This is a genomic window from Micromonospora sp. NPDC002717, assembly GCF_040295705.1.
GTDB lineage: Bacteria > Actinomycetota > Actinomycetes > Mycobacteriales > Micromonosporaceae > Micromonospora.
Genome location: NZ_JBEOVW010000002.1, coordinates 90187 through 112278, shown reverse-complemented (window position 1 = coordinate 112278; position 22092 = coordinate 90187). Strand labels below are relative to the sequence as shown.

At 74.0% G+C, this 22092-nt stretch carries 21 protein-coding genes; 14 read left to right on the top strand and 7 right to left on the bottom strand.

Annotated elements, in window-relative coordinates:
• Positions 1-31: 31 nt before the first annotated feature.
• Together ABT006_RS04540 and ABT006_RS04535 are read right to left on the bottom strand one after the other, a co-directional pair.
• Complete coding sequence (locus ABT006_RS04540) at positions 32-1225, bottom strand: threonine synthase (protein ID WP_350702900.1); 1194 nt, start codon at positions 1223-1225, stop codon at positions 32-34.
• Between the two features lie 74 nt (positions 1226-1299).
• On the bottom strand, positions 1300-2349 hold the full coding sequence (locus ABT006_RS04535; protein ID WP_350702898.1) for a DNA polymerase ligase N-terminal domain-containing protein: 1050 nt from the start codon (positions 2347-2349) through the stop codon (positions 1300-1302).
• A gap of 96 nt (positions 2350-2445) precedes the next feature.
• Between ABT006_RS04535 and ABT006_RS04530 the strand changes: the two genes are divergently transcribed.
• From ABT006_RS04530 to ctaD, 6 genes are all read left to right on the top strand, one after another.
• Positions 2446-3234, top strand: coding sequence for an aldo/keto reductase (locus ABT006_RS04530; RefSeq protein ID WP_350702896.1), 789 nt, complete (start codon positions 2446-2448; stop codon positions 3232-3234).
• Positions 3235-3420: 186 nt separating this feature from the next.
• Positions 3421-3585 carry a hypothetical protein gene (locus ABT006_RS04525; protein WP_350702894.1) on the top strand — a complete coding sequence of 55 codons (165 nt, stop codon included), beginning with the start codon at positions 3421-3423 and terminating at the stop codon, positions 3583-3585.
• A complete protein-coding gene (locus ABT006_RS04520; RefSeq protein WP_350702892.1) occupies positions 3585-4547 on the top strand; it encodes a golvesin C-terminal-like domain-containing protein in 963 nt (320 codons plus the stop codon). The genes ABT006_RS04525 and ABT006_RS04520 overlap by 1 nt, the downstream gene beginning before the upstream one ends.
• 147 nt (positions 4548-4694) lie before the next feature.
• On the top strand, positions 4695-5804 hold the full coding sequence (locus ABT006_RS04515) for a hypothetical protein (RefSeq protein WP_350702890.1): 1110 nt from the start codon (positions 4695-4697) through the stop codon (positions 5802-5804).
• Positions 5805-6087: 283 nt separating this feature from the next.
• The gene (locus tag ABT006_RS04510) at positions 6088-7194 is read left to right on the top strand and encodes an FAD-dependent monooxygenase (protein WP_350702888.1); all 1107 of its coding nucleotides are present in this window, start codon (positions 6088-6090) and stop codon (positions 7192-7194) included.
• A 153-nt stretch (positions 7195-7347) separates the two neighbouring features.
• Positions 7348-9105, top strand: coding sequence for an aa3-type cytochrome oxidase subunit I (gene ctaD, locus ABT006_RS04505; protein WP_350702886.1), 1758 nt, complete (start codon positions 7348-7350; stop codon positions 9103-9105).
• A gap of 476 nt (positions 9106-9581) precedes the next feature.
• Here the strand turns inward: ctaD and ABT006_RS04500 are convergent, their stop codons facing one another.
• From ABT006_RS04500 to ABT006_RS04480, 5 genes are all read right to left on the bottom strand, one after another.
• The gene (locus ABT006_RS04500; RefSeq protein ID WP_350702884.1) at positions 9582-10805 is read right to left on the bottom strand and encodes an MFS transporter; all 1224 of its coding nucleotides are present in this window, start codon (positions 10803-10805) and stop codon (positions 9582-9584) included.
• Positions 10806-10870: 65 nt separating this feature from the next.
• The gene (locus ABT006_RS04495; RefSeq protein ID WP_350702882.1) at positions 10871-11452 is read right to left on the bottom strand and encodes an isochorismatase family protein; all 582 of its coding nucleotides are present in this window, start codon (positions 11450-11452) and stop codon (positions 10871-10873) included.
• 13 nt (positions 11453-11465) lie between these two features.
• Positions 11466-12752, bottom strand: a complete 1287-nt coding sequence (locus ABT006_RS04490; protein WP_350702880.1) for a nicotinate phosphoribosyltransferase — start codon at positions 12750-12752, stop codon at positions 11466-11468.
• Between the two features lie 16 nt (positions 12753-12768).
• Complete coding sequence (locus ABT006_RS04485) at positions 12769-13839, bottom strand: helix-turn-helix transcriptional regulator (protein WP_350702878.1); 1071 nt, start codon at positions 13837-13839, stop codon at positions 12769-12771.
• 9 nt (positions 13840-13848) lie between these two features.
• On the bottom strand, positions 13849-15444 hold the full coding sequence (locus ABT006_RS04480; RefSeq protein WP_350702876.1) for an AAA family ATPase: 1596 nt from the start codon (positions 15442-15444) through the stop codon (positions 13849-13851).
• A 203-nt stretch (positions 15445-15647) separates the two neighbouring features.
• On the opposite strand from ABT006_RS04480, the gene ABT006_RS04475 reads away from it, so the two are divergent.
• From ABT006_RS04475 to ABT006_RS04440, 8 genes are all read left to right on the top strand, one after another.
• Entirely contained in the window at positions 15648-17210 is a 1563-nt protein-coding gene (locus ABT006_RS04475) for a hypothetical protein (protein WP_350702874.1), read from the top strand.
• 148 nt (positions 17211-17358) lie between these two features.
• Complete coding sequence (gene clpS / locus ABT006_RS04470) at positions 17359-17649, top strand: ATP-dependent Clp protease adapter ClpS (RefSeq protein WP_350702872.1); 291 nt, start codon at positions 17359-17361, stop codon at positions 17647-17649.
• 2 nt (positions 17650-17651) lie between these two features.
• Complete coding sequence (locus ABT006_RS04465; protein ID WP_176737528.1) at positions 17652-18146, top strand: DUF2017 domain-containing protein; 495 nt, start codon at positions 17652-17654, stop codon at positions 18144-18146.
• 53 nt (positions 18147-18199) lie between these two features.
• Complete coding sequence (locus tag ABT006_RS04460) at positions 18200-18688, top strand: M67 family metallopeptidase (RefSeq protein ID WP_350702870.1); 489 nt, start codon at positions 18200-18202, stop codon at positions 18686-18688.
• Between the two features lie 73 nt (positions 18689-18761).
• Positions 18762-19097 (top strand): MoaD family protein, encoded by a 336-nt coding sequence (locus ABT006_RS04455; RefSeq protein WP_350702868.1) that lies wholly within the window; start codon positions 18762-18764, stop codon positions 19095-19097.
• 10 nt (positions 19098-19107) lie between these two features.
• On the top strand, positions 19108-20073 hold the full coding sequence (locus tag ABT006_RS04450; RefSeq protein WP_350702866.1) for a PLP-dependent cysteine synthase family protein: 966 nt from the start codon (positions 19108-19110) through the stop codon (positions 20071-20073).
• Between the two features lie 290 nt (positions 20074-20363).
• Positions 20364-21110 carry an MBL fold metallo-hydrolase gene (locus ABT006_RS04445; RefSeq protein ID WP_350702864.1) on the top strand — a complete coding sequence of 249 codons (747 nt, stop codon included), beginning with the start codon at positions 20364-20366 and terminating at the stop codon, positions 21108-21110.
• An 84-nt stretch (positions 21111-21194) separates the two neighbouring features.
• Positions 21195-22055, top strand: a complete 861-nt coding sequence (locus ABT006_RS04440) for a hypothetical protein (protein WP_350702862.1) — start codon at positions 21195-21197, stop codon at positions 22053-22055.
• Positions 22056-22092: the final 37 nt, after the last annotated feature.

Sequence of the window (22092 nt, the reverse complement as noted above, 5' to 3'; positions counted from 1 at the left end):
CGGTTCGTCGAGGAAGGCCCTTCCTGACCCGTCAGACCGGCAGCACCGGCACGTCGGCGACGTCCACGGTCTCCGGGTACTTCAGCCCGGACCCGGTGTTGAGCACCACCACCCGCTCGCCGGCCCGGATCCAGCCGCCGGCGCGCAGGTGCCGGGCGGCGGTCAGGCAGGCGGCCCCCTCCGGGCAGAGCAACAGCCCCTCCCGCGCCGCGAAGTCCCGCAGGTCGGCCAGGATCTCGGCGTCGTCGACCGCGATCGCGGTGCCGGCGCTGGCCCGCAGCGCGTCGAGGATCAGCTCGTCGCCGAGCGGGGCGGGCACGGTGATGCCGAACGCCACGGTGTGCGCGTCGGCCCAGGGCCGCGCCCGCTCCTCCCCGGCGGCGAAGGCCCGGACGATCGGGGCGCAGCCGGTCGACTGCACCGCGACCAGGCGGGGCAGCCTGTCCTCGATCCAGCCCAGCTCGCGCAGCTCGTGCAGCGCCTTGTGGATGCCGATCAGGCCGACCCCGCCCCCGGTGGGATAGACGATCACGTCCGGCACCTGCCAGCCGAGCTGTTCGACGATCTCGTACCCCATCGTCTTCTTGCCCTCGAGCCGGTACGGCTCGCGCAGCGTGCCGGCGTCGAAGACCGCGCCGCCGGAGTCGGCGACCAGCCGCGCGACGTGCCGGCCCGCGTCGCCGATCAGCCCGTCGACCAGGCGCAGGTCGGCCCCGGCGGCCACGCACTCCCGCCGGCAGACGGCCGGCGCGGACAGCGGCATGACGATCGTCGCGCCCAGCCCGGCCCGCGCGGCGTACGTCGCCCAGGCCGCGCCCGCGTTGCCGTTGGTCGGCAGGGCGATCCGCTCCACGCCCAGCTCCCGGGCCCGGCTGACGCCCACCGCCGCGCCGCGGGCCTTGAACGAGCCGGTCGGCGTCAGCCCCTCGTCCTTGACCAGCAGGTCCGGGATGCCGATCTCCGCGCCGTAGGCCGGGGTACGCAGCAGCGGCGTCCAACCCTCGCCCAGCGTCGTCGTGTGCCGCGGGTCGGCCACCGGCAGCAGCTCCCGGTAGCGCCAGAGGTCGGCCGGGCGCAGCGGGAACCGCTCGGGGGTGAGCACCTTCGCCACCGCGGCCAGGTCGTAGCGGGCCAGCAGCGGCGAGCCGCAGTCGCAGAGGTTGACCAGCTTGCCGGCGTCGTGCTCCCGCCCGCAGCGCGGGCACTCCAGGTGGGTCAGGTACACGCTGCTCCTCGCCGTCTCGACTCGTGTCGCGGATCGTGGTCCCGCTCGTGTCCCGGCTTCCGGCCGCCCGTTCCTCAGCCCGCGTCGATGCTCAGCCAGCGCCGGCTGCGGCGGCCGGGCTCGTAGGCCGAGTCCAGCCGCTTCGCCACCACCCCGGGCAGCCCCTGCTCCCGCCCGGTCCGCAGCGCCTCGGGGCCGGCACCGGGGAACCAGGGCGGAGTTTGCCAGTGCGGGCCGGCGAGCGCCAGACCGTCGAGCAGCTCCCGGCGCTGCGCGTACGGCAGGTCGGTGCTGGTCACGCCCTCCAGCCAGAGCAGGTCGAAGATCAGGTACTGCGCGTCCGGGGTCCGGCGCCCGCCGCGGGCGGGGCGTACCCTCCCGGCGGTGTCGATGCGGACCAGGACGCCGTCCAGCACGGCCTCCGCTGGGGCCAGCTCCTCGGCCATCTCGCGCAGCCAGGGGTACGTCCCGGAGATGTCCTCGTCGTCCTCGGAGAGCAGCCGCAGGCGTCCCCCGGAGACGTACGCGACCGCGCGCACCCCGTCCCAGCGCAGCTCGTAGCCCCATTCCGCCTGGTCCCTCGGCAGCTTCGCCGCCGGCGTGGGACGCATCGGGCGGACCAGCTCCGGCATGCTCGTCCAGCCCTCCGGCGGCGGGTCGGTGCGCCGGACCATCCAGTCCCGGCCACCCTTGCCGCCGGTGGCGAAGAGCACGTACCGCCCGGCGGTGCGTTCCCCGTCCAGCACGACGATGACCTCGTCGTCGCGCCACTTCTCGCAGCGGTACGTGCCCCGGTCGTGGATGGTCATCCGGCCGCCGCCGTACTCGCCCGCCGGGATCTCGCCGTGGAAGTCCAGGTATTCCATCGGGTGGTCCTCGGTGTGCACGGCGAGGTGGTTGCGGCTGTTGTCGCGGGGCAGCCCGCGCGGCACCGCCCAGGAGGCCAGTACGCCCTCGTGCTCCAGCCGCAGGTCCCAGTGCAGGCTGCGGGCGTGGTGCTGCTGGATGACGAACCGGGCCGTCCCCTCGGCCGGCTTCTTCCGCCGTGGGGGCCGCTTCGGCACCGGCTCCGGGGTGCGCGCCGCGTCCCGTTTGCGCCGGTACTCCTCCAGCCGGTCAGCCACCCCCGCATTCTCCGGCAAACCGCGCCGGCCCGCTGGGCGCCGGGTTGTCCGGATCGGCGGAGCATGTCGGGGGTCAGCACGGGTAGACCCGTCGGCATGGACCACCAGGAGCAGCCGACGGTTCCGCTCCCGGGCGAGGTGCGGATGCCTCTGCTCGGCTTCGGCACGTGGCAGGCCACCGGCCAGGCCGGGTACGACGCCGTGCTCGCCGCGCTGGACGCCGGCTACCGGCATGTCGACACCGCCACGATGTACGGCAACGAGGAGGAGGTCGGCCGGGCGGTCCAGGAGAGCGGGCTGCGCCGCGAGGACGTCTTCGTCACCACGAAGCTGCCGCCGGACCGGGTCGGCCGGGAGCGGGAGACCCTCGAGGCGAGCCTGACCGCGCTCGGCACCGACTGCGTCGACCTGTGGCTGGTCCACTGGCCGCCGTCGAACCCGGCCGACAGCATCCCGGTCTGGCGGGAGATGCTCGCCGCCCGGGACGAGGGGCTCGCGCGGGCGGTGGGGGTGAGCAACTACAGCACCGCCGCGATCGACGAGCTGATCCAGTCGACGGAGGAGAACCCGGCGGTCAACCAGATCCGGTGGAGCCCGTCGCTGTACGACCGGCAGCGGCACCGGGAGCACCGGGACCGGGGCGTGGTGCTGGAGGGTTACAGCCCGTTCAAGACCAGTGACCTCGCCGATCCGGTGCTGACCCGGATCGCCGCCGCGCACGACGTCTCCCCGGCCCAGGTGGTGCTCCGCTGGCACATCGACCACGAGATCGTGGTCATCCCCAAGTCGGTGACCCCGGACCGGATCCGCGCCAACGCCGACATCTTCCACTTCTCGCTCACCGCCGAGGAGATGCGCGACATCGACGCCCTCGGCAACCCCTGACAGCCCCCTCGGCGACCCTTGGCCAAGGGGTCGGCGGGGCCCGGACGGCGTTCGGCGTTGCCAAATTCCTTCAGCCTGAATAGGGGCGATGAAGGGTATCGACATAGATGCTCGTGACGATATAGCGTGCGCGTCACCAGTTCATCGGTCAGTCGGAACCCCTCCGCCCTCGCTGAAGGAGCCCCCATGAACGCGCCACGACCCGCCCGCCTGCGCCGCCGCAGGCTCCTGGGCATGTCGGCCCTGGCGGCCACCGCGGTGGCCGTCGCCGCCAAGCCCGCCGCGGCCAGCGCCGCGCCGATCGCCGCGCCGAAGGCCGAGTGCCTCGCCGACCTGTTCGGGGAGTCCTGATGGCCACCATTCCCTGGCTGGTGGACGTCCTGCGGGGGGCGGGCGTCCAGGTCGTCGTCGAGGGCGACTGGCTCAACCGGATGCGCCCGGGTGACTTCAACCCGATCGGCGTGCTCTGGCACCACACCGCCGCGACGTCCAGCGCCACCAACCCGCACCCGGCGCTCAACGTCTGCATCAACGGCCGGTCCGACCTGCCCGGCCCGCTCTGCCAGGCCCTGGTCGACTACCACGGCGTCTTCCACGTCATCTCCGCCGGCCGCTGCAACCACGCGGGTGTCAGCGGCGGCAGCGGGCCGATCCCGGCCGGGGACGGCAACACCCTGATGATCGGCTGGGAGATCGACTACAACGGGGTCAGCCAGCAGATGACGGCGGCGCAGTACAACGCGTCGATCGCCGCCACCGCGGCCGTGCTCAAGCGGCTGGGCCGGGACTCCAGCTACGCGCGCGGGCACCGGGAGACGAGCACCACCGGCAAGATCGACCCGTCGTTCATCGACCTGAACAAGATGCGCTCCGACGTCGCCGCGAAGATGGCGGGCGGCACCGCCTGGACCTCCACGGTGGACAACTCCACCGCCGGCCGGTTCACCGCCAGCGCCAACTGGGGCACCTCGACGTACTCGACGCAGCGCTACGGGGCCGACTACCGCTTCGCGGACCCGGTCGCCGCCAGCGACGCCGCCTGGTACAAGTTCAACGTCCCGGCGACCGCGAACTACCGGGTCGACGCCTGGTGGCCGGCCAACGCGGGCTACAACGCTGCGGCGCCGTACATCATCGCCACCACCACCGGCAACCGCACGGTCGTCGTCGACCAGCGGGCCACCGGCGGGCAGTGGCGCACGCTCGGCACCTTCACCCTGCCGGCCGGCGACGCCAACCGGGTCGCCGTCAGCCGGTGGAGCTCCGCCAGCGGTCTGGTCATCGCCGACGCCGTCCGACTCACCCGGGTCTGACCGGAACCGGCGAACGGCCTCTGGCAGCGCGCGGGGCGGCTCTGCGGTCGGGCAGAGTCGCTCCGCGCTACGGACGACCACGGACAGCGACGCGTCGATAAGATGGGCGGGCATCCCCGCCCATCCCCGTTCCGTGGAGCGCGCACCGTGTACGACGACGTGGACGACACGTCGCCCGACCCGTACGACGACGGGCCCCCTGCCGAGATCGGCGTGGTCCGCCTCTACCTCGACTTCGGCCGCGACTTCGGGCGGGTTCAGCCCGTCCTCCGACGCTGGTACGACGAAGTCGTCGACCTGGTCCTACCGGAGCTGGGTCCCGGGGTGAGGGCGCGGAAGCACGGCAGGGTGGTGGACGAGGCTCCGCCGGGCGGCGGTTCGACCACACGACGGGTCGGTTGCTGGGGCGACGCCCTGACAGCGAGCTTCTGCCAGATCTCCTGGGGTTGGTCCAGCAGCCGGCGGCGCTCGTCGCTCGACCTGTACGTGTTCCGGTTCGCCTCCCCGGACCACGTGATGCTCGAGGCCGCGGTCACGTTCGAGGACCAGCGGGGGCGGCTGGCCGAGGTCGCGCCTCAGTTGGTGGAGTTCCTGCGCAGGGTGGCGGATTCGACCGATCCGGCGTACGGCGAACTGGCTCTGGACGGCGGGGCCACCACCGGGGACACGCTGCTTGACATGGGGCTGTACCGCGTCAACTCGGACTCCGCGGGTGCGAGCCGGCGGTTCCTGCGCGGCTACGACTGGGTGACGGTGTGCCCCCGGGAGTTGGTCGGACGTCTCGGCGGCCCGGACGCCCTGGCGGCGACCGGGGCGTTCGCGGAGGTCGTTCCGTTGGCGGCGGGCGGCGTGCTGCTGCGGGCCGGCGACGCGCGGGAACCGTATCCGCCCGCGTCCGTCCAGGCGGTCTTCCGTGCGTTGGCGCCGGTGCTGCCGCCGGGCAAGCCCCGCCGGTTGCCCGGATACGACCTGAGCAGGTTGGTCTTCGCCGATCCCACGGAGCGGGGCCCGGTGGACCCGGGGCCGGGTGCGGCGGAACCGTCGATCGGCGGTGCGCAGGCTCGGCTGGTCAGCGACGTCGCCGTCGAGGCGGTCCGGAACGGGTGGCTGACGACGGAGCCGCTCCAGCCGGAACACCCCGGCATGGCTGTGGGACTTCTCGGCGGACACGCCCGGGTCGGTCTGACCGAGGAGGGACATCGCCATGCGGAGCACCTGGCGGTCCGTCTGGCCCAAGGCGCCGAGCTGGAGGCCTGAGCGTCAGGCGACCAGCACACGGGACGGGCGTAACTCCTGGCGGATCATCTCGTACCCGTTCGTCATCAGTCCGGACCTTGGAGAAGTGGCCTGGGGGCTAATGGCGAGATAGGTGAGGTTTGCCACGCCCGTGCCCGCGGTGGGCAGGCGATCCGCCGTGCAACGGGATCGGCCCACCGAGGAATGTTTCGGAGTGGAACGATTGACTCTGGTGTGCGCCGATTGCGCCGAGTAGTGTCTTGCCTCCAACGCGTTCCGCACCCCTCCGGAGGCGTACACCACCATGGGTGGCTTCCCCCTGCGCATCCTCGTCGTCGGCGCGGGCATCGCCGGCCTCGCCGTGGCCCGGGCGCTGCGGATGGTGGGCCTCCGGCCCGACGTCACCGAGACACTGCCCCCGGGCGAGAACGCCGAGACCGGGCTCTACCTGCCCGGCAACGCCGCCCGGGCGCTGCGCCGGCTGGACCTCGACGGGCCGGTCCGCCCGCTCGGGCAGGTCATCCACCGCCAACGGTTCCTCGACGCGGCCGGAGCGCCGCTGTGCGAGGTGGACCTGGACGCGCTCTGGGCCGGCGTCGGCGAGTGCCGGGCCCTGCCCCGGTCGGAACTGCACCGGGTGCTGCTCACCGGGGCCGGCGGCGCCGTCCGGCACGGCGCCGAGGTGCGCACCCTCGACCTGCTGCCGCGGTCGGTCGGCGTCACCTTCGTCGACGGCACCGCCACCGAGTACGACCTGGTGATCGGCGCCGACGGGCTGCGCTCCACCGTCCGTGCCCTCGCCGCGCTCGGCGGCCCGCCCCAGCCCGCCGGCCAGGTCGTCTACCGCAGCCTGGTGCGCGGCGGCCCCCGGCTCGCGGAGTGGACCGCCCTGCTCGGCCAGCGCGCCGGCTTCCTGGCCGTGCCGCTCGGCGCCGGGCGGCTGCACTGCTACGCCGACGAGGCCGGCACGGTCGCGCCGGCCGACCCGGTGGCCCGGCTGCGTGAGCTGTTCGGCGACTACGGCGGGCCGGTGCCGGAGGTGCTGGAGGCGCTGGACCGGGTGCACGTCGGGGTCACCGAGGAGGTGGAGCTGGGGCGCTGGTCCCGGGGGCGGGTGCTGCTCGTCGGCGACGCCGCGCACGCCACCGCCCCGACGCTGTCCCAGGGCGCGGCGATGGCCCTGGAGGACGCCGTCGTGCTCGCCGAGTCGCTCCGGACGGCCGGCGACGTCGAGGCCGCGCTGGCCGCGTACGAGAGTCGTCGTCGCCCCCGTACGCGATGGGTGCGGGACCGGACCCGCGACCGCAACCGGACCCGGGACGTGCCGCCGGCGCTGCGCGACCCGCTGCTGCGCGGGCGCGGCGGGCGGATCTTCGGCGAGCACTACCGGCTGCTGCTCGGCCCGCTGTAGGTCGCGGCGAGCCGCCCACCAGAGCGGGTGGCGCAGGTTACCCGACCACCCCACGCGGCGCAGCCACCTGCCGGGGACTATCCTCCTTGCGGATGACGGCCCGCAGATAACCAGCGTGTGCCGAGCGGGACAACCCAGAACCGGAGGCCACTCGTGACCACCGTCGCACCCAAGCCGGTCGTGACCCGGCCCTGGCCGGTCCGAGCGCCGGTCAAGGGGTCGGCCATCGCGCGGCTGCTGCGGACCACGGACGCGAAGCAGATCGGGATCATGTACATGGTCACCGCGTTCGTGTTCTTCATGATCGGCGGCCTGATGGCCCTGATCATGCGGGCCGAGCTGGCCCGACCCGGGCTGCAGTTCCTGTCGCCCGAGCAGTACAACCAGCTCTTCACCATGCATGGCACGGTCATGCTGCTGTTCTTCGCGACGCCGATCGTGTTCGCCTTCGCGAACTACATCGTGCCGCTGCAGATCGGCGCGCCGGACGTGTCGTTCCCCCGGCTGAACAGCTTCGCCTACTGGCTGTTCCTCTTCGGCGGCTCGATGACGATGGTCGGCTTCATCACCCCGGGCGGGGCCGCCGACTTCGGCTGGACCGCCTACGCGCCGCTGAGCGGCGTCGAGCACTCCCCGGGCGTCGGCGGCAACCTGTGGGTGATCGGCCTGGTCATCTCCGGCCTGGGTTCGATCCTCGGCGCGGTCAACCTGATCACCACGATCCTGACCCTGCGCGCGCCCGGCATGACCATGTTCCGGATGCCGATCTTCACCTGGAACATGCTGGTCACCAGCCTCCTGGTGATCCTGGTCTTCCCGCTGCTGGCCGCCGCGCTCATGGCGCTGGCCGCGGACCGCATCATGGGCTCCCACGTCTACGACCCGGCGACCGGCGGGCCGATGCTCTACCAGCACCTCTTCTGGTTCTTCGGCCACCCCGAGGTGTACATCATCGCGCTGCCGTTCTTCGGCATCATCAGCGAGATCATCCCGGTCTTCTCCCGCAAGCCGATCTTCGGCTACAAGGGCCTGGTCGCCGCGACCATCGCCATCGCCGCGCTGTCGATGAGCGTCTGGGCGCACCACATGTTCGCCACCGGCCAGGTGCTGCTGCCCTTCTTCAGCTTCCTGAGCTACCTGATCGCCGTGCCGACCGGTATGAAGTTCTTCAACTGGATCGGCACCATGTGGCGGGGCCAGGTCAGCTTCGAGACGCCGATGCTCTGGTCGATCGGCTTCCTGGTGACCTTCCTCTTCGGTGGTCTCACCGGCGTGCTGCTCGCCAGCCCGCCGCTCGACTTCCACCTGCACGACTCGTACTTCGTGGTGGCGCACTTCCACTACGTGCTCTTCGGCACGATCGTGTTCGCCGTCTTCGCCGGCATCTACTTCTGGTTCCCGAAGATGTTCGGCCGGATGCTCGACGAGCGGCTGGGCAAGGTGCACTTCTGGCTGACCATGATCGGCTTCCACACCACGTTCCTGGTGCAGCACTGGCTGGGCAACGAGGGCATGCCGCGTCGGTACGCCGACTACCTGCCCGACGACGGCTTCACCACGCTGAACATGATCTCCACGATCGGCGCGTTCCTCACCGGTATCTCGACGCTGCCGTTCATCTGGAACTGCTGGAAGTCGTACAAGGCCGGGCCGGTCGTCGAGGTCGACGACCCGTGGGGCCACGGCAACTCGCTGGAGTGGGCGACCAGCTCGCCGCCTCCGCTGCGGAACTTCGACCGGATGCCGCGGATCCGCTCCGAGCGGCCCGCGTTCGACCTCAAGTTCCCCGAGCTGGCCGCCGGGCAGACGCTGGCCGGCCCGCCGGAGGGCGGCGCCAAGCCGCTGACCAGCGAGTCCGACGGCGGCGCGAGCTACCAGGAGGACGTCGCCTCCAACGTCGACCGCCGCTGACGCTCACGCACCACGTACGACGGGCGCCGCCCCCACAAGGGGCGGCGCCCGTCGCCGTTGTCGGGGGTGACGCCGTCCGGTCGCCCTCCGACAGGGGCGCGGACAGCGACCGGACAGCGGTACGGTCCGCAGCGCCGCCCCGTGGTGGAACCGGACCGGCGGGCCGGGCCGCCGGCAGGCCGCACCGATCCACTGACGAGATGCGCCGGCCCTGCTGGCCCTGCTCGCCGGGGCGCCGGCCTGGTGCGAGATCGGGGCGGCACCGGCCGGATGGACGTCAGGCGCGTCGACACCGAGCTCGGCGCTGGCCGCCGGTGGGCATCCGTCCGACGGGCCGTAGCCGGAACCCGGGCCGCCCACGCCGCCCACGGCAGGGCAGGATCCCCAGCCCTCAGCCAACCGCAGCGCGATCTTGCAATTGCCGACCCGGCGAGACCTGACAATCGCCGGTGGGAGGGACGTCGGCGAGGGCGGGGTCAGGTGGCGGCGACCGGGGCCAGCTCGGGCTCGGGTTCGGGTTCGGGCGGGGTGGTGGCGCGGCGGCGGCGCAGCTCGATCGGGAGCACGGCCAGCGCCACCAGCGCGCCGATCGCGCCGGTGACCGCGAAGCCCCAGGCCGGGGCGGAGGCGTCGATCACGGCGCCGGCGAGCGGGGCGCCCACCGCGATGCCGACGGTGACCGCCGAGCCGTGCAGGCCCATCGCCTCGCCGCGGACGGACGCGGGAACGAGCCGGCTCACCGCGTCGGCGGTGGCCGCGAGGGTCGGCGCGCAGAGCGCCCCGGCGGGGATCAGCGCCAGGCAGAGCAGCCACCAGTGCGCCCCGCCCAGCCCGACCGGGATGGTGCAGAGGCTGAGCGCGGCCATCAGGGCCAGGGGCGAGAAGGAACGGCTGACGGCTCCGTACGCGAAGCCGCCCACCAGCGAGGCGACCGCCCACACGGCGAGTACGGCGCCCGTCCACCCGACGTCGCCGCTCTCCCGGAGTACGGCGACCACGGCCACGTCGGTGCCGCCGAGCACCAGCGTGCCGGCGGCGCTGATCGCCAGAACGGCGAGCAGCCGCGGGGTGAGCCACGCCCGACGGGGCACCCTCGGCTGCGGCCCGGTCGGCTCACCGCCGCCCCGGACGGGCGGGTTCAGCAGCCAGAACGCGATGCCGGAGGCGACGATCCCGGCACCGACCAGGTAGAGGGTCGTCCGGGCGGAGATCGCGGTGACCGCCGCCACGGCCAGCGCCGGGCCGACCATGAACGACAGCTCCACCGACATCGAGTCCAGCGCGTACGCGGGGCGGCGCCGCTCCGGCGGCACCATCGCCGCGATGGACTGCCGGACGACCGAGAAGATCGGCAGGGCCAGCGAGCCGGCCAGGAACGCGGCCGGCAGCAGCAGCGGGTAGGGCAGCATCGGGGCGGTGGACCAGAAGAGCGCCTCGGCGATCCCGGTCAGCACGAGCACCGGCCGCAGGCCGCGCCGGTCGACCAGCCGGCCGAGCAGCGGGCCGCCGATGGCGGCGCCCACGGTGATGGCCGCGCCGACGAGCCCGGCCGCCCCGTAGCCGCGCCCGAGGTCGAGCACGACGTAGAACGTCAGGGTCACCCCGGTCGCGGTGAGCGGGACGCGGGCGAGCACCGACACCAGCAGCAACGACCGGAGACCGGGCAGGGCGAGCGCCTCCCGGTAAGGCTTCAGGTTCATGTCGGTGCGTACCTCCGCCGGACATCCTCGGCCCGGGGTGCGACACCCGCCAACGATTTACCGCCTCATGCGGCCTCGATCACAGGCTCCCCGCGCAGGGTGACTCCGGCGCCCTCCATCGCCCGCAGCGCCACGTCGGTGGTCGCCGGGGCGACGGCGGCGGTCAGGTCCAGCAGCACGGTGGTGGCGAAGCCCTCCCGGGCGGCGTCCAGGGCGGTGGCCCGGACGCAGTGGTCGGTCGCGATGCCGACCAGCTCGACCGTGTCCACCCCGTGCCGGCGCAGCCAGTCGGCCAGGCACTCGCCGTCGTCGGCGTGCCCGTCGAAGCCCGAGTACGCCGCCGCGTGCTCGCCCTTGTGGAAGATCGCCTCGATCCGGTCGGTCGCCAGCTCCGGGTGGAACTCGGAGCCGGGCGTGCCCACCACGCAGTGCCGGGGCCAGGAGTCGATGAAGTCCGGCGGGTCGCCGAAGTGCGCGCCCGGGTCGACGTGGTAGTCCTTCGTCGCCACCACGCGGTCCCAGCGGCCCGGCTCGGCCGCGAGCAGTCGGGTGATGCCGGCCGCCACGCCGGCCCCGCCGGCCACGGCCAGCGAGCCGCCCTCGCAGAAGTCGTTCTGCACGTCGACGATGATCAGCGCGTTGCCCACCGGAGGGCTCCTTTCAGTCGGCCGGTACGACCGTGACGGGGATGGCGGGGTCGCCGCCGGAGAGCTTCAGCCCCTCCCAGGGGATGGAGATGAGGCACTGCCGCAGGTGTTCCCGCGACTCGTCCAGGGTCGGCCGGTCCACCGGCTCGCCCCCGACCAGGAACGGCCGCTGCAGCAGCCGGTCGTTGGGCTGCCGGTCGGGCACGCCCTGCGGCACGATGACCTCCTCGGTGGCGGTGCCGGTCGGCTTGTGCCGGCGTACGGCCACCTTCCGGCCGCCGATGGTGCCCTTGCGCTCGGAGCGCTTGACCACCGAGCGGCCGTCGACCTCGACCAGCTTGTAGACGAGCCCGGCGGTGGGCGCGCCGGAGCCGGTGACGACGGCGGTGCCCGCGCCGTACATGTCGACGGGCTCGGCGGCGAGCGCGGCGATGGCGTACTCGTCGAGGTCGCCGGAGACGATGATCTTGGTCTCGGTGGCGCCGAGCGAGTCGAGCAGCTCGCGGGACTGCTGGGCGATCACGGCGAGGTCGCCCGAGTCGATCCGGACGGCCCGCAGGTCGGGCCCGGCCACCGCGATCGCGTTGCGGATGCCCTCACTGATGTCGTACGTGTCGACCAGCAGCGTGGTCTCCTTGCCGAACGTGGCGACCTGCGAGGCGAACGCGGCCCGCTCGCCGTCGTGCAGCAGGGTGAACGCGTGCGCGGCGGTGCCGGCGGTCGGGATGCCGTACCGCTGCCCGGCGGCGAGGTTGGAGGTGAACCGGAACCCGGCCAGGTACGCGGCCCGCGCCGCGGCCACGGCCGCCTCCTCGTGCGCCCGCCGGGAGCCCATCTCGATCAGCGTCCGGCCGCGGGCCGCGGTGACCATCCGCGCGGCGGCCGCCGCCACCGCGCAGTCGTAGTTCAGCACCGAGAGGACCAGCGTCTCCAGCACGACGCACTCGGCGAAGCCGCCGGAGACGGTGAGGATCGGCGAGCCGGGAAAGCACAGCTCGCCCTCGGCGTAGCCGTCGACGTCGCCGGTGAATCGGTAGTCGCGCAGCCAGTCGGCGGCCCGCTCGTCGACCACCCCGGTGCGGCGCAGGAAGTCGATCTCGTCGGCGTCGAAGCGGAAGTCGCGGATCATCTCGATCAGCCGGCCGGTGCCGGCGACCACCCCGTAGCGGCGGCCGGCGGGCAGCCGGCGGTTGAACACCTCGAAGACGCAGCGGCGGTCGGCGGTGCCGTCCCGCAGGGCGGCACTGACCATCGTCAGCTCGTAGTGGTCGGTCAGCAACGCGGGGCGAAGGGTGCTCACCGCCCCAGCCTAGAGTTCACTCCGCCAGGCCGCCCTCGTGGCCCGGGATCGCCCGCAGCGCGGCCCGCAGCTCGGCCCGGCCGGTCACGCCGAGCTTGCTGTAGATCCGTTGCAGGTGGTTCTCCACCGTGCGGGCGGAGAGATAGAGCCGCTCCGCGATGACCCGGCTGGTCACCCCGTCCGCCGCGAGCCGGGCCACCTGCCACTCGCGCTCGCTCAGCGCGGGCGCCCCGGCCTGCAACGCCGGCGTGCGGATCAGGTCGCAGCGGCCGAGCAGCGCGGCCAGGCGTTCCCGGGCCGCCCCCGCCGCGGGGGACCGCTGCCGGCGCAGCCGGTCCAGGGCGGCGGCGGTCGCCTCCGCCGCGTAGACGGCCAGGTCCAGCGCCTCGAAGTCGTCGGCCACCGCCAGCAGGTCGTCGGCGGAGCCCGCCGCGGCGACCCGGGCGTGCCGGGCCAGCAGCGGCGGCAGCAGCCCGTCGACCCGCTCGGAGAGCTCCGCCAGCCGCTGCGCGGCCGTGCGCCGGCTGCCGTCGGAACAGGTCGGGCCGACCGGGGCGGTCGCCCGGTCCAGCCGGACCAGCTCGTACAGCACGTGCACCTCGTGACCGGCGAAACCGTCCGTCCGGAGCCGGTCGGCGAGCTGGACGAGGTGCTTGGCGGCGCCGGGAACGTCGCCGCTGGCGGCGAGCACCGCGCCGCGCGCCTGCTCCAGCCACGGGTACAGCACGACCATGCCCGGGGCGTGGGTGCGGTCGGCCTCCGCCATCGCCTCGGCCGCCTGCGCGGCGTCGCCGCGCAGGGCCGCCGCCTGGGCCCGTTCGGCCTGGGCCAGGCCGGCGTAGACCCGGCTGGTCGCGAGCACCGCGCACGCCTCGAGGCTGGTCCGCAGCGCCGCGTCGCTCTGGCCGCGCAGCCGGGCCGCGTACGCCTGGAGGATGGCCAGGTAGCCGGTGCCGAGCCGGAAGTCCCCGGCGCCGGCCAGGTCGGCGAACTCGTCGGCCACGATCGCGTCGATTCCGGCCAGGTCGCCGGCGAGCGCCAGCCGGGTGCCCCGGGCCAGCTCCAGGGCCAGTTGCAGGTACGGCATGTCGGCCCGTCAGCGGCCCGCCTCGGCCTGCACCTGGTCGATCGCGGCGGCGCTGCGGTGCAGCTGCCCCTGCGCCGCCTGGAGATAGGCGATGGTGCTGCGGGCCAGCTCCCGGGCGGAGACGCTGGCGGCCGGCCGGTCCAGCACCGTCTGCCCGAGCCGCAGCGCGAGGCCGGTGTCCAGCCGGTGCAGCCGCATGATGCCCTCGAAGGCCAGCACCCGGGCCTGGTCGGCGGAGTCCGCCAGCGTCGAGCCGCGGGCCGCGATCTCCTCCACCGTGGACTCCCGGCTCAGGCCCCAGTAGCTGACCATGCCCCGCACGGTCAGCCAGCGGCTGAGCCGCCGGTCGCCGTGGATCTCGGCGGAGACCGCGTCGAGGACGGCGATCGCCTCCTCCGGCCGGTCGGCGAACATCAGGATGGTGGCCAGCAGCTCCGCGGCGTCGAACCCGCCGCCGGCGTCGAGCGCCGCGCGGGCCAGCCGGGTCGCCAGCGGTACGTCGTAGCGGGCGAACGCCTGCCCGGCCGCGTCGAGCAGCAGGGTCGGGTCCTGGGCGGTGCCGGAGTCGAGCCGCCAGACCGCCACCCGGAGCAGGTCGTCGCGACGTCGCTTGCCGATCTGCTCCAGCAGCTCGGCGAGGCGGGCCTCCAGGCGGCGGGTCCGGCTGACCGGGCAGCGGCGGCGCATCACCTCGCCGTAGAGCGGGTGCGCCAGCCGCACGTTGGCGCGCCGGTCGTCGCGCACCACGACGATCAGCCCGCGCTCCTCGGCGTACTCCACGTCTGCCGGGTCCACGGCCTGGTTGAGCAGGTGCAGGCCGAGCGGCTCGCCGAAGGCGACCAGCTCGACCACCGCGCGTACGCCCGGGGTGAGCTGCCCGATCCGGGTGTCGATCAGGTCGGTCAGGTTGGGCGCCAGCTCCAGCCGGCCGGTCCACTTCCAGACCCCGTACGTGCGGGTCAGCTCCCCGCGGTCGGCGGCGAACACCAGCTCGCGCAGCAGCAGCGGGTTGCCCGCCGAGAGTCGGCCCAGCCGGTCGGCGGAGGTGGCGTCGACCGGTCCGTCGAGCATCTCGGAGAGCAGCCGGGTGGTCTCGGCCGGTGGCAGCGGGTTCAGCTCGACGTGGTCGACGAGGTCGTCGGTCCACAGCGCACGGATGGGCAGCGGGAGCTGCTCGCTGTCGCGCAGCGTGCCGATGACCGTGGCGTTCTCCGCGCGGGCGACCAGGTGCACCAGCGCGGCCGAGGGCGGGTCGAGCAGGTGCGCGTCGTCGATCGCGAGGACGATCCGGCGGCCGGCCGCCTGCTGTTGCAGCACGTCCACCGCCCAGCGCAGGATGCCGGCGGGGGACAGGCCCTGCGGCTGCTCGGCGGGGAGCACCTGGACCAGCCCGCCGAACGGCAGCGCGGCGGTGGTGGCGCTGGCCGCGATCCACCACACCGCGTACCCGTCGCGGGGCAGCGCCGCCACCCCCTCGCGCAGCAGGCGGCTCTTGCCGATGCCGGCGCTCCCGCTGAAGAAGAGGCCCCGCCCCTCCGCGCCGGTCATCGCCGACAGCAGGCGGCTGAGCTCATCCCTTCTGCCGACGAAACTCCACCGACTCATCGAGGCAGCATATCCATCGAAATCCGTCCGCGCCCGCATCGTCACGCTGCGAAGTTGAGTAATCCCGTGATTACTCCTAAGTATCCGAGGTGTTCGGGTAGGTGCCCTGGTCGCCCGTAGTCTTTCGACATCCGGGGGTGCGACCCGGACGATTCCACGCGGCCTGCCACCGCCGGTCGCCTGCCACGGGAGGCCGTCCTCGAATGAAGCCCGGTCCTCTCTCCGCGGTCGACGTGCCCGACGACATGGCCGGCGCCGCGAAGCTGCCCCACCGCGGTCCCCTGCCCACCAGGCTCGGGGTGACCGAGCCGGGGCCGGAGGAACCGCTGGCCGTCGTCGCCGCCGGCCCGGCCGGCGCGGGTCGGCCCGAGGTGCTCGCCGGCGTGCTCCGGCTGGATCCCGGCATGCTGACCGTGCCGGCCGGGAGCTGGCTGGTGGTCCGGCACTCCCGGGTGCCGACCCGGGCCGCCTACGTGCCCGGCTACCGCCAGCCGCACTCGTACGGCGCCGACCGGCTGGCCGCCGGCCCGGCGCTGGCCCGTCCGCCGCGCCGCGTCGAGCTGAGCGTGCCCGAGCCGCTGCTGCGGCACTTCAGCCTCGTCGACACGCCGGACACGGGCGCCCTCGGGGCGGCCGGCACCCGGCTGCTGCTCGACGCGGCGGGCCGGGCCGGGGCGCTGCTCTTCGTCACCGCCGCCGACCAGGCCTTCACCGCCGTCGAGCTGAACCTGCTCGCCGAGGTGGCCCGTGCCCGCGTGGAGGTCTTCTTCGCGGTCACCCCGGGCGCGGCCGGCTGGGCGCCGGTGCCCGAGGTCCCGGCGGCGACGGAGGGCACGGGGGCGTCCGTCGCGCCGGTCGGGTCGGCTTCCGCGCCGGCCCCGGTGGACCCGGTGGACCCGGTCGCGGTCACCGTCGAGGCGCACCGGGCAGTCCTGCTCGCCGCCGTTCCGGGGCTCGCCCGCGCCCGCTGGTTCGCGGTCGCCGACGGCGACGGGGCGGACCTGCGCCGGGCCCTGGTGGGCTGGGCCGCCGACGAGGGGCTGCGGCGGGCCAGCGCCGACCCGCCGGTGCTGCCCGGGGCGCAGGGTCGGGTGCCGGTGGCCGCCGACCCGGGCGACTGGTCCGAGCGACTCGACGGCCAGGCCCGCTCCTGGGCCCAGCGCATCCGCCAGCACCTCGCCCTGGAACTGGCCAACGCCCACCTGCGCGTGGTGCAGGAGATCGTCTTCGGCGCCGGCTGCGCCGGCCTGCCGCAGTTGCTCGACCGGGAGATGGAGGCGCTGTCGCTGCTGGCCACCGCCCAGTGCGACCACGCGGTCAACCGACTCGTCGAGGAGGCCGCCGGCCGCGTCCTCGGCGCGCCGCTGTCCGCGGGCGTGCGCCGGCGCCTCTGCTTCGCGGTGCGTTGGGGGCTGGCCGATCACCGGGCCGGCCACGAGCTGGACCGCGTGCTGCTGGTCACCAGCACCGGCGGCGTGGCCGGGCTGACCGGTGCCGGTGCCACCGACGCGCTGGCGAGCTGCCCGGGCGGCGAGCGTGGGGAGGTGCTCCCGCCGGTCGCGGTGGCCCTCTCGGGCGGCTGTTGGCAGCACTGGCGCAGCCCCGGCAACCACGATCCCAACGCCGCCCGCGCCTGGGCGCAGCGCGCACTGCGCGAGATCGAGCTGGAGCTGTCCCGGGAGGTGTCCCGGCGGCTCGAGGTGGTCCGCCTCTCGCTGGACGGGGTGCTCTCCGATGCTGTCGACCACGGCATCCTGCTCGCCTGACGGCGACCGCGTCGTCCGCGCCGCCGGCCCCGCGCCGGGGCCGCCGCAGGCTGTCTCCGACGCGCCCGACCAGGCCGGACGCGGTGTTCCACGGCGGGCCGGCGTTCCGGTTCCTCGGTTCGCCGGATCCGGTGGCACGATGGGGGGCATGGCGGCTCCGCAGGTTGCACCGGTCGAGACGCCGGACACCGATGAGGTGCCGGCGTCCGATCGGCCGTGGGTGACGATCGTGTGGGACGACCCGGTCAACCTCATGACCTACGTGACCTGGGTGTTCCAGAAGCTCTTCGGCTACAGCCGGGAGAGGGCCGAGCAGCTCATGCTCGACGTGCACCACAAGGGGCGCGCCGTCGTCTCCAGCGGCGCCCGGGAGCGGATGGAGCACGACGCGTCGCAGCTGCACGCGTACGGGCTGTGGGCGACGGTGGACCGGTCGTGAGCATGTTCCGTCGCCAGGGCGACCGCTACGTCGCCACCTTCGCCGTCGACGAGGTCCGGGTGCTGCGCAAGGTCGCCTCCGAGGTGGTCGGCCTGCTCACCGACGGCTTCGACCACTCCGACCCGGTGGTCGGCCGGCTCTTCCCCGACGTCTACCCGGAGGACCCGTCCGGCACCGCCGAGTTCCGCCGCTACACCGAGGGCGATCTCAAGACCGGCAAGATCGACCAGGCCGGCGCGATCCTCGCCGCGCTGCCCGACTCCGCCGGCGGCGAGGTGCGCCTCGACGCGGAGGCGGCCGAGGCGTGGCTGCGGGCGCTCAACGACGCCCGGTTGGCGATGGGCGTGCGGCTGGAGATCAAGGACGGCACGGACCTCGGCGAGGAGCTCGACGACGCGGTCGCCGAGGACCCGACCTCCAGCCGGGTGTTCCAACTGTCGGTCTACGCGTACCTCGGGTACCTCCAGGAGTCCCTGCTCAACGCCTTGATCGACTAGGGGTGACCGGCACCACCTTAAGCTGGTGCCCCGTACGCGTTAGGCTGGAGCACGTGCTGAGCATCGACCGGTCGATCGTCGACGCGATCGTCGCCCACGCGCGTCGGGACCACCCCGACGAGGCGTGCGGCGTGGTCGCCGGTCCCGCCGGCAGCGACACCCCCACCCGGCACATCCCGATGGACAACGCCGCCCGCTCCATGACGTTCTACGAGTTCGACTCGATGGAGCAGTTGCGGGTGTGGCGCGAGATGGACGACCGGGACGAGGAGCCCGTCGTCATCTACCACTCGCACACCGCCACGGAGGCCTACCCGTCCCGGACGGACATCTCCTTCGCCGGCGAGCCGGGCGCGCACTACCTGCTGGTCTCCACCCGGGAGCCCGACACGGAGGAGATCCGCTCCTTCCGGATCGTCGACGGCGTGGTGACCGAGGAGTCGGTGCGCATCCTCGACGCGGGGGTGGACCCGCACGCCGTGCAGTCCTACATGTTCGGGCAGAGCCCGGCGACGGTCGACTACGAGTGTTCCGGCCGCTGACCCAGCGCCGCACCACCCGTCCACGTCCCGTCACCTTCCGGCACACCCGATCATCACCGAGGAGCACGACATCATGGCCATCGAGGTTCGCATCCCCACCATCCTGCGTAGCTACACCGGCGGCGCGAAGGTCGTCGAGGGCGCCGGCGACACGCTCGGCGACCTGCTCGCCGACCTGGACTCCCGGCACGCCGGCCTCCGGGCCCGGCTGGTCACCGACACCGGGGCGCTGCACCGCTTCGTCAACGTCTACGTCAACGACGAGGACGTCCGCTTCCTCGGCGCGCTCGACGCCAAGCTCAACGACGGCGACAGCGTGACCATCCTGCCGGCCGTCGCCGGTGGCGCGTTCGGCTTCGCCGCCGCCGCGGCGATCGCCGGCCACCGCGCGTCCGTCGCCGCCGGCTGAGGCGGCCGCGATGACGCGGTACGACAGCCTCCTCGACGCCTGTGGGGGCACCCCCCTGGTGGGCCTGCCCCGGCTCTCCCCGACGGTGCCCGCGGGGGCGCCGCCGGTGCGGCTCTGGGCCAAGCTCGAGGACCGCAACCCGACGGGCAGCATCAAGGACCGGGCGGCCCTGTTCATGGTCCGCGCGGCCGAGGAGGCCGGCCGGCTCCGCCCGGGCGACACCATCCTCGAACCGACCAGCGGCAACACCGGCATCTCCCTGGCCATGGTGGCGAAGCTGCGCGGCTACCGGCTGGTCTGCGTGATGCCGGAGAACGTCTCGACCGAGCGGGTGCAGCTGCTCCGGATGTACGGCGCGGAGATCATCTTCTCGCCGGCCGCGGGCGGCTCGAACCAGGCGGTGGCCACGGCGAAGCAGATCGCGGCCGAGCATCCCGACTGGGTGATGCTCTTCCAGTACGGCAACGAGGCCAACGCCCGGGCGCACTACGAGACCACCGGCCCCGAGCTGCTGCACGACCTGCCCACCATCACGCACTTCGTGGCCGGCCTCGGCACCACCGGGACGCTGATGGGCACCGGGCGCTACCTGCGCGAGAAGGTCGACGGGATCCAGGTCGTCGCGGCCGAGCCGCGGTACGGCGAGCTGGTCTACGGGCTGCGCAACATCGACGAGGGGTACGTCCCGGAGCTCTACGACGCCACCGTGCTATCCCGGCGCTTCTCCGTCGGCACCCGGGACGCCGTGCTGCGGACCCGGCAGCTGGTGGAGGTCGAGGGCATCTTCGCGGGCTTCTCCACCGGCGCGATCCTGCACGCCGCCCTGGCCGTGGCGCACGAGGCGGTCCGCGACGGCCGCCGCGCCGACGTGGCGTTCGTGGTCGCCGACGGCGGCTGGAAATACCTCTCCACCGGCGCGTACGGCGGCACCCTCGCCGACGCCGAGGCGGCGCTGGAGGGTCAGCTCTGGGCCTGAGGACGTCGCCGCAGGGTCACCGCCACGCGGTGGCCCTGCGGGCGGCTGCCGGCCACGGTGGGTGCCCTGCTCACTCAGCGCTACCGTCGGGTGTCGGCTCGTCACGCACCGGCCGTGCGTGGCGCGGCGGGCTCGGGGCGGGTGTCACGTTGGTGACAACTTCCTGTGGATGATTCTTGCCGCCCCGCGTGCCGGCGTAGGCTGCGCAGCGTGGCGCACGCGTCGGTAAAGATCATCGAGAGAGCGACCGTCGGCGCGATCGCTACACAGCGTGACAGCGAGACCACTCGATGCGCCTGACTGTGCTGGGCTGCGCCGGCAGTTTTCCCGGCCCCGAGTCCCCCTGCTCTGCCTACCTCGTCGAGGCGGACGGCTTCCGACTCCTGGTCGACTTCGGCTCCGGCTCGCTGTCCAACCTCCAGCGCTACGCCGGGCTGCACGCCCCCGACGCCATCCTGCTGACCCACCTGCACTGCGACCACATCCTCGACGCCGTGTCCTACGTGGTGGTCCGCCGCTACGCCCCGGACGGCCCCTACCCGCCGCTGCCGGTCTACGCGCCGTCCGGCGCGCCCGACCGGCTGGCCGCCGCGTACGGGCAGGAGGACAGCACGGTCGAGGACGTCTACCAGTTCTACGCCCTCCAGCCCGGCACCTTCCCCATCGGCCCGTTCAGCGTCACCGTCGACCGGGTCAACCACCCCGTCGAGACGTACGGCGTCCGGCTGGAGCACGACGGCCGGGCGCTCTGCTACTCCTCGGACACCGCGCCCTGCGACGCGCTGCTCCGGCTCGCCCAGGACGCCGACATCTTCCTCTGCGAGGCGAGCTACCTCGACGGCGTGGACAACCCGCCGGACCTGCACCTGACCGGCCGGGAGGCCGGCGAGGCGGCAACCAAGGCGGGCGTCGGCCGGCTGCTGCTGACCCACCTCGTGGCCGCCTGGGGCAGCGAGGCGATGACCGTGGAGGCGGCCGGCGCGGCGTACGCCGGCCCGCTCGAGGTGGTCCGCGCCGGCGCGACGTACGACGTCTGACCCGGCGCCCCCGTCGTCCCGGCCGGTCCGTGGTCCGGCGGGCGGGGCCCCCGAAAACCGCGTCGTCCCCCTAGGATCTCGCCGGTGAGCGACTCCCCCTCCGGCGCGGCCGGCTGGCAGCCCCACCCGCCGACCCCTCCCGCGGGCCCGCCCGGCGCGCCGTACCCGCCCGGCCCGGCCGGGCCCTGGCCGGGTCATCCGGCGCACCAGCCGCCAACGGCGGCCGGACCGTACCCGCCGGCACCCCCGGCGCACGCGTACCCGAATCCGCCGGCGGCGCAGCCGGTCGCCGCGCCGTACTCGCCGTCGCCCGCCGCGCAGCCGTACCCGCCGTCGCCCGCTGCCGGTGGAGTTCCCGGGGCCGCGCCGATCGCCGCCGGACCGTACCCGCCGGCCGGCCAGCCGGTCGCGTACCCGGCGGCGACCACCCTCCCGCCGGCCGGGCCCACCCCGGCGCCGCCGCGCCGGTCCACCGGGCTGCGGGTGTTCTTCGTGGTGCTCGCCGGGCTGCTCGCGATGGGCCTCTGCGCCGGCGGCGGCATCGCGGGGTACGTGGGCTGGTGGGCGCCGCGGCAGGACATGGCCGAGCGAAGGGCGATCTTCGCGGACTGGGGGCGGCCGCACAGCTTCACCTCCGACGGGCTCGTCGAGGGCGACGACGCGACGCTGCAGGTGTACCGGTTCACCTGCCCGCAGGGGCGGTGCCCGGTGGACCTCGGCGAACGGGTGCACGAGTGGCTCGTCGCGGCCGGCGCGCAGGACGCGAAGATCGAGGACGTGACGCGCTGCGTGGCCCAGGGCTTCCAGTACGGCGGCCCCACCTGCACCTGGACGTGGCGGGTGAAGGCGTGCCGGGCGACGGCGACGACGACCGGGCTGGACAAGGTGCCGAACGGCTGGGACCGGCCGCTCGTGCTCAACGTCCGCATCCGGGAGTGCGACTGAGGAGGGACGCACCACGGCGGGCACCCGGACACCCCGC

Coding starts and splice junctions, on each gene's coding strand:
- ABT006_RS04530 (WP_350702896.1), top strand. CDS start 2,446: ATGGACCACCAGGAGCAGCCGACGGTTCCGCTCCCGGGCGAGGTGCGG.
- ABT006_RS04525 (WP_350702894.1), top strand. CDS start 3,421: ATGAACGCGCCACGACCCGCCCGCCTGCGCCGCCGCAGGCTCCTGGGC.
- ABT006_RS04520 (WP_350702892.1), top strand. CDS start 3,585: ATGGCCACCATTCCCTGGCTGGTGGACGTCCTGCGGGGGGCGGGCGTC.
- ABT006_RS04510 (WP_350702888.1), top strand. CDS start 6,088: ATGGGTGGCTTCCCCCTGCGCATCCTCGTCGTCGGCGCGGGCATCGCC.
- ABT006_RS04500 (WP_350702884.1), bottom strand. CDS start 10,805: ATGAACCTGAAGCCTTACCGGGAGGCGCTCGCCCTGCCCGGTCTCCGG.
- ABT006_RS04485 (WP_350702878.1), bottom strand. CDS start 13,839: ATGCCGTACCTGCAACTGGCCCTGGAGCTGGCCCGGGGCACCCGGCTG.
- ABT006_RS04480 (WP_350702876.1), bottom strand. CDS start 15,444: ATGAGTCGGTGGAGTTTCGTCGGCAGAAGGGATGAGCTCAGCCGCCTG.
- ABT006_RS04475 (WP_350702874.1), top strand. CDS start 15,648: ATGAAGCCCGGTCCTCTCTCCGCGGTCGACGTGCCCGACGACATGGCC.
- clpS (WP_350702872.1), top strand. CDS start 17,359: ATGGCGGCTCCGCAGGTTGCACCGGTCGAGACGCCGGACACCGATGAG.
- ABT006_RS04465 (WP_176737528.1), top strand. CDS start 17,652: ATGTTCCGTCGCCAGGGCGACCGCTACGTCGCCACCTTCGCCGTCGAC.
- ABT006_RS04455 (WP_350702868.1), top strand. CDS start 18,762: ATGGCCATCGAGGTTCGCATCCCCACCATCCTGCGTAGCTACACCGGC.
- ABT006_RS04450 (WP_350702866.1), top strand. CDS start 19,108: ATGACGCGGTACGACAGCCTCCTCGACGCCTGTGGGGGCACCCCCCTG.
- ABT006_RS04445 (WP_350702864.1), top strand. CDS start 20,364: ATGCGCCTGACTGTGCTGGGCTGCGCCGGCAGTTTTCCCGGCCCCGAG.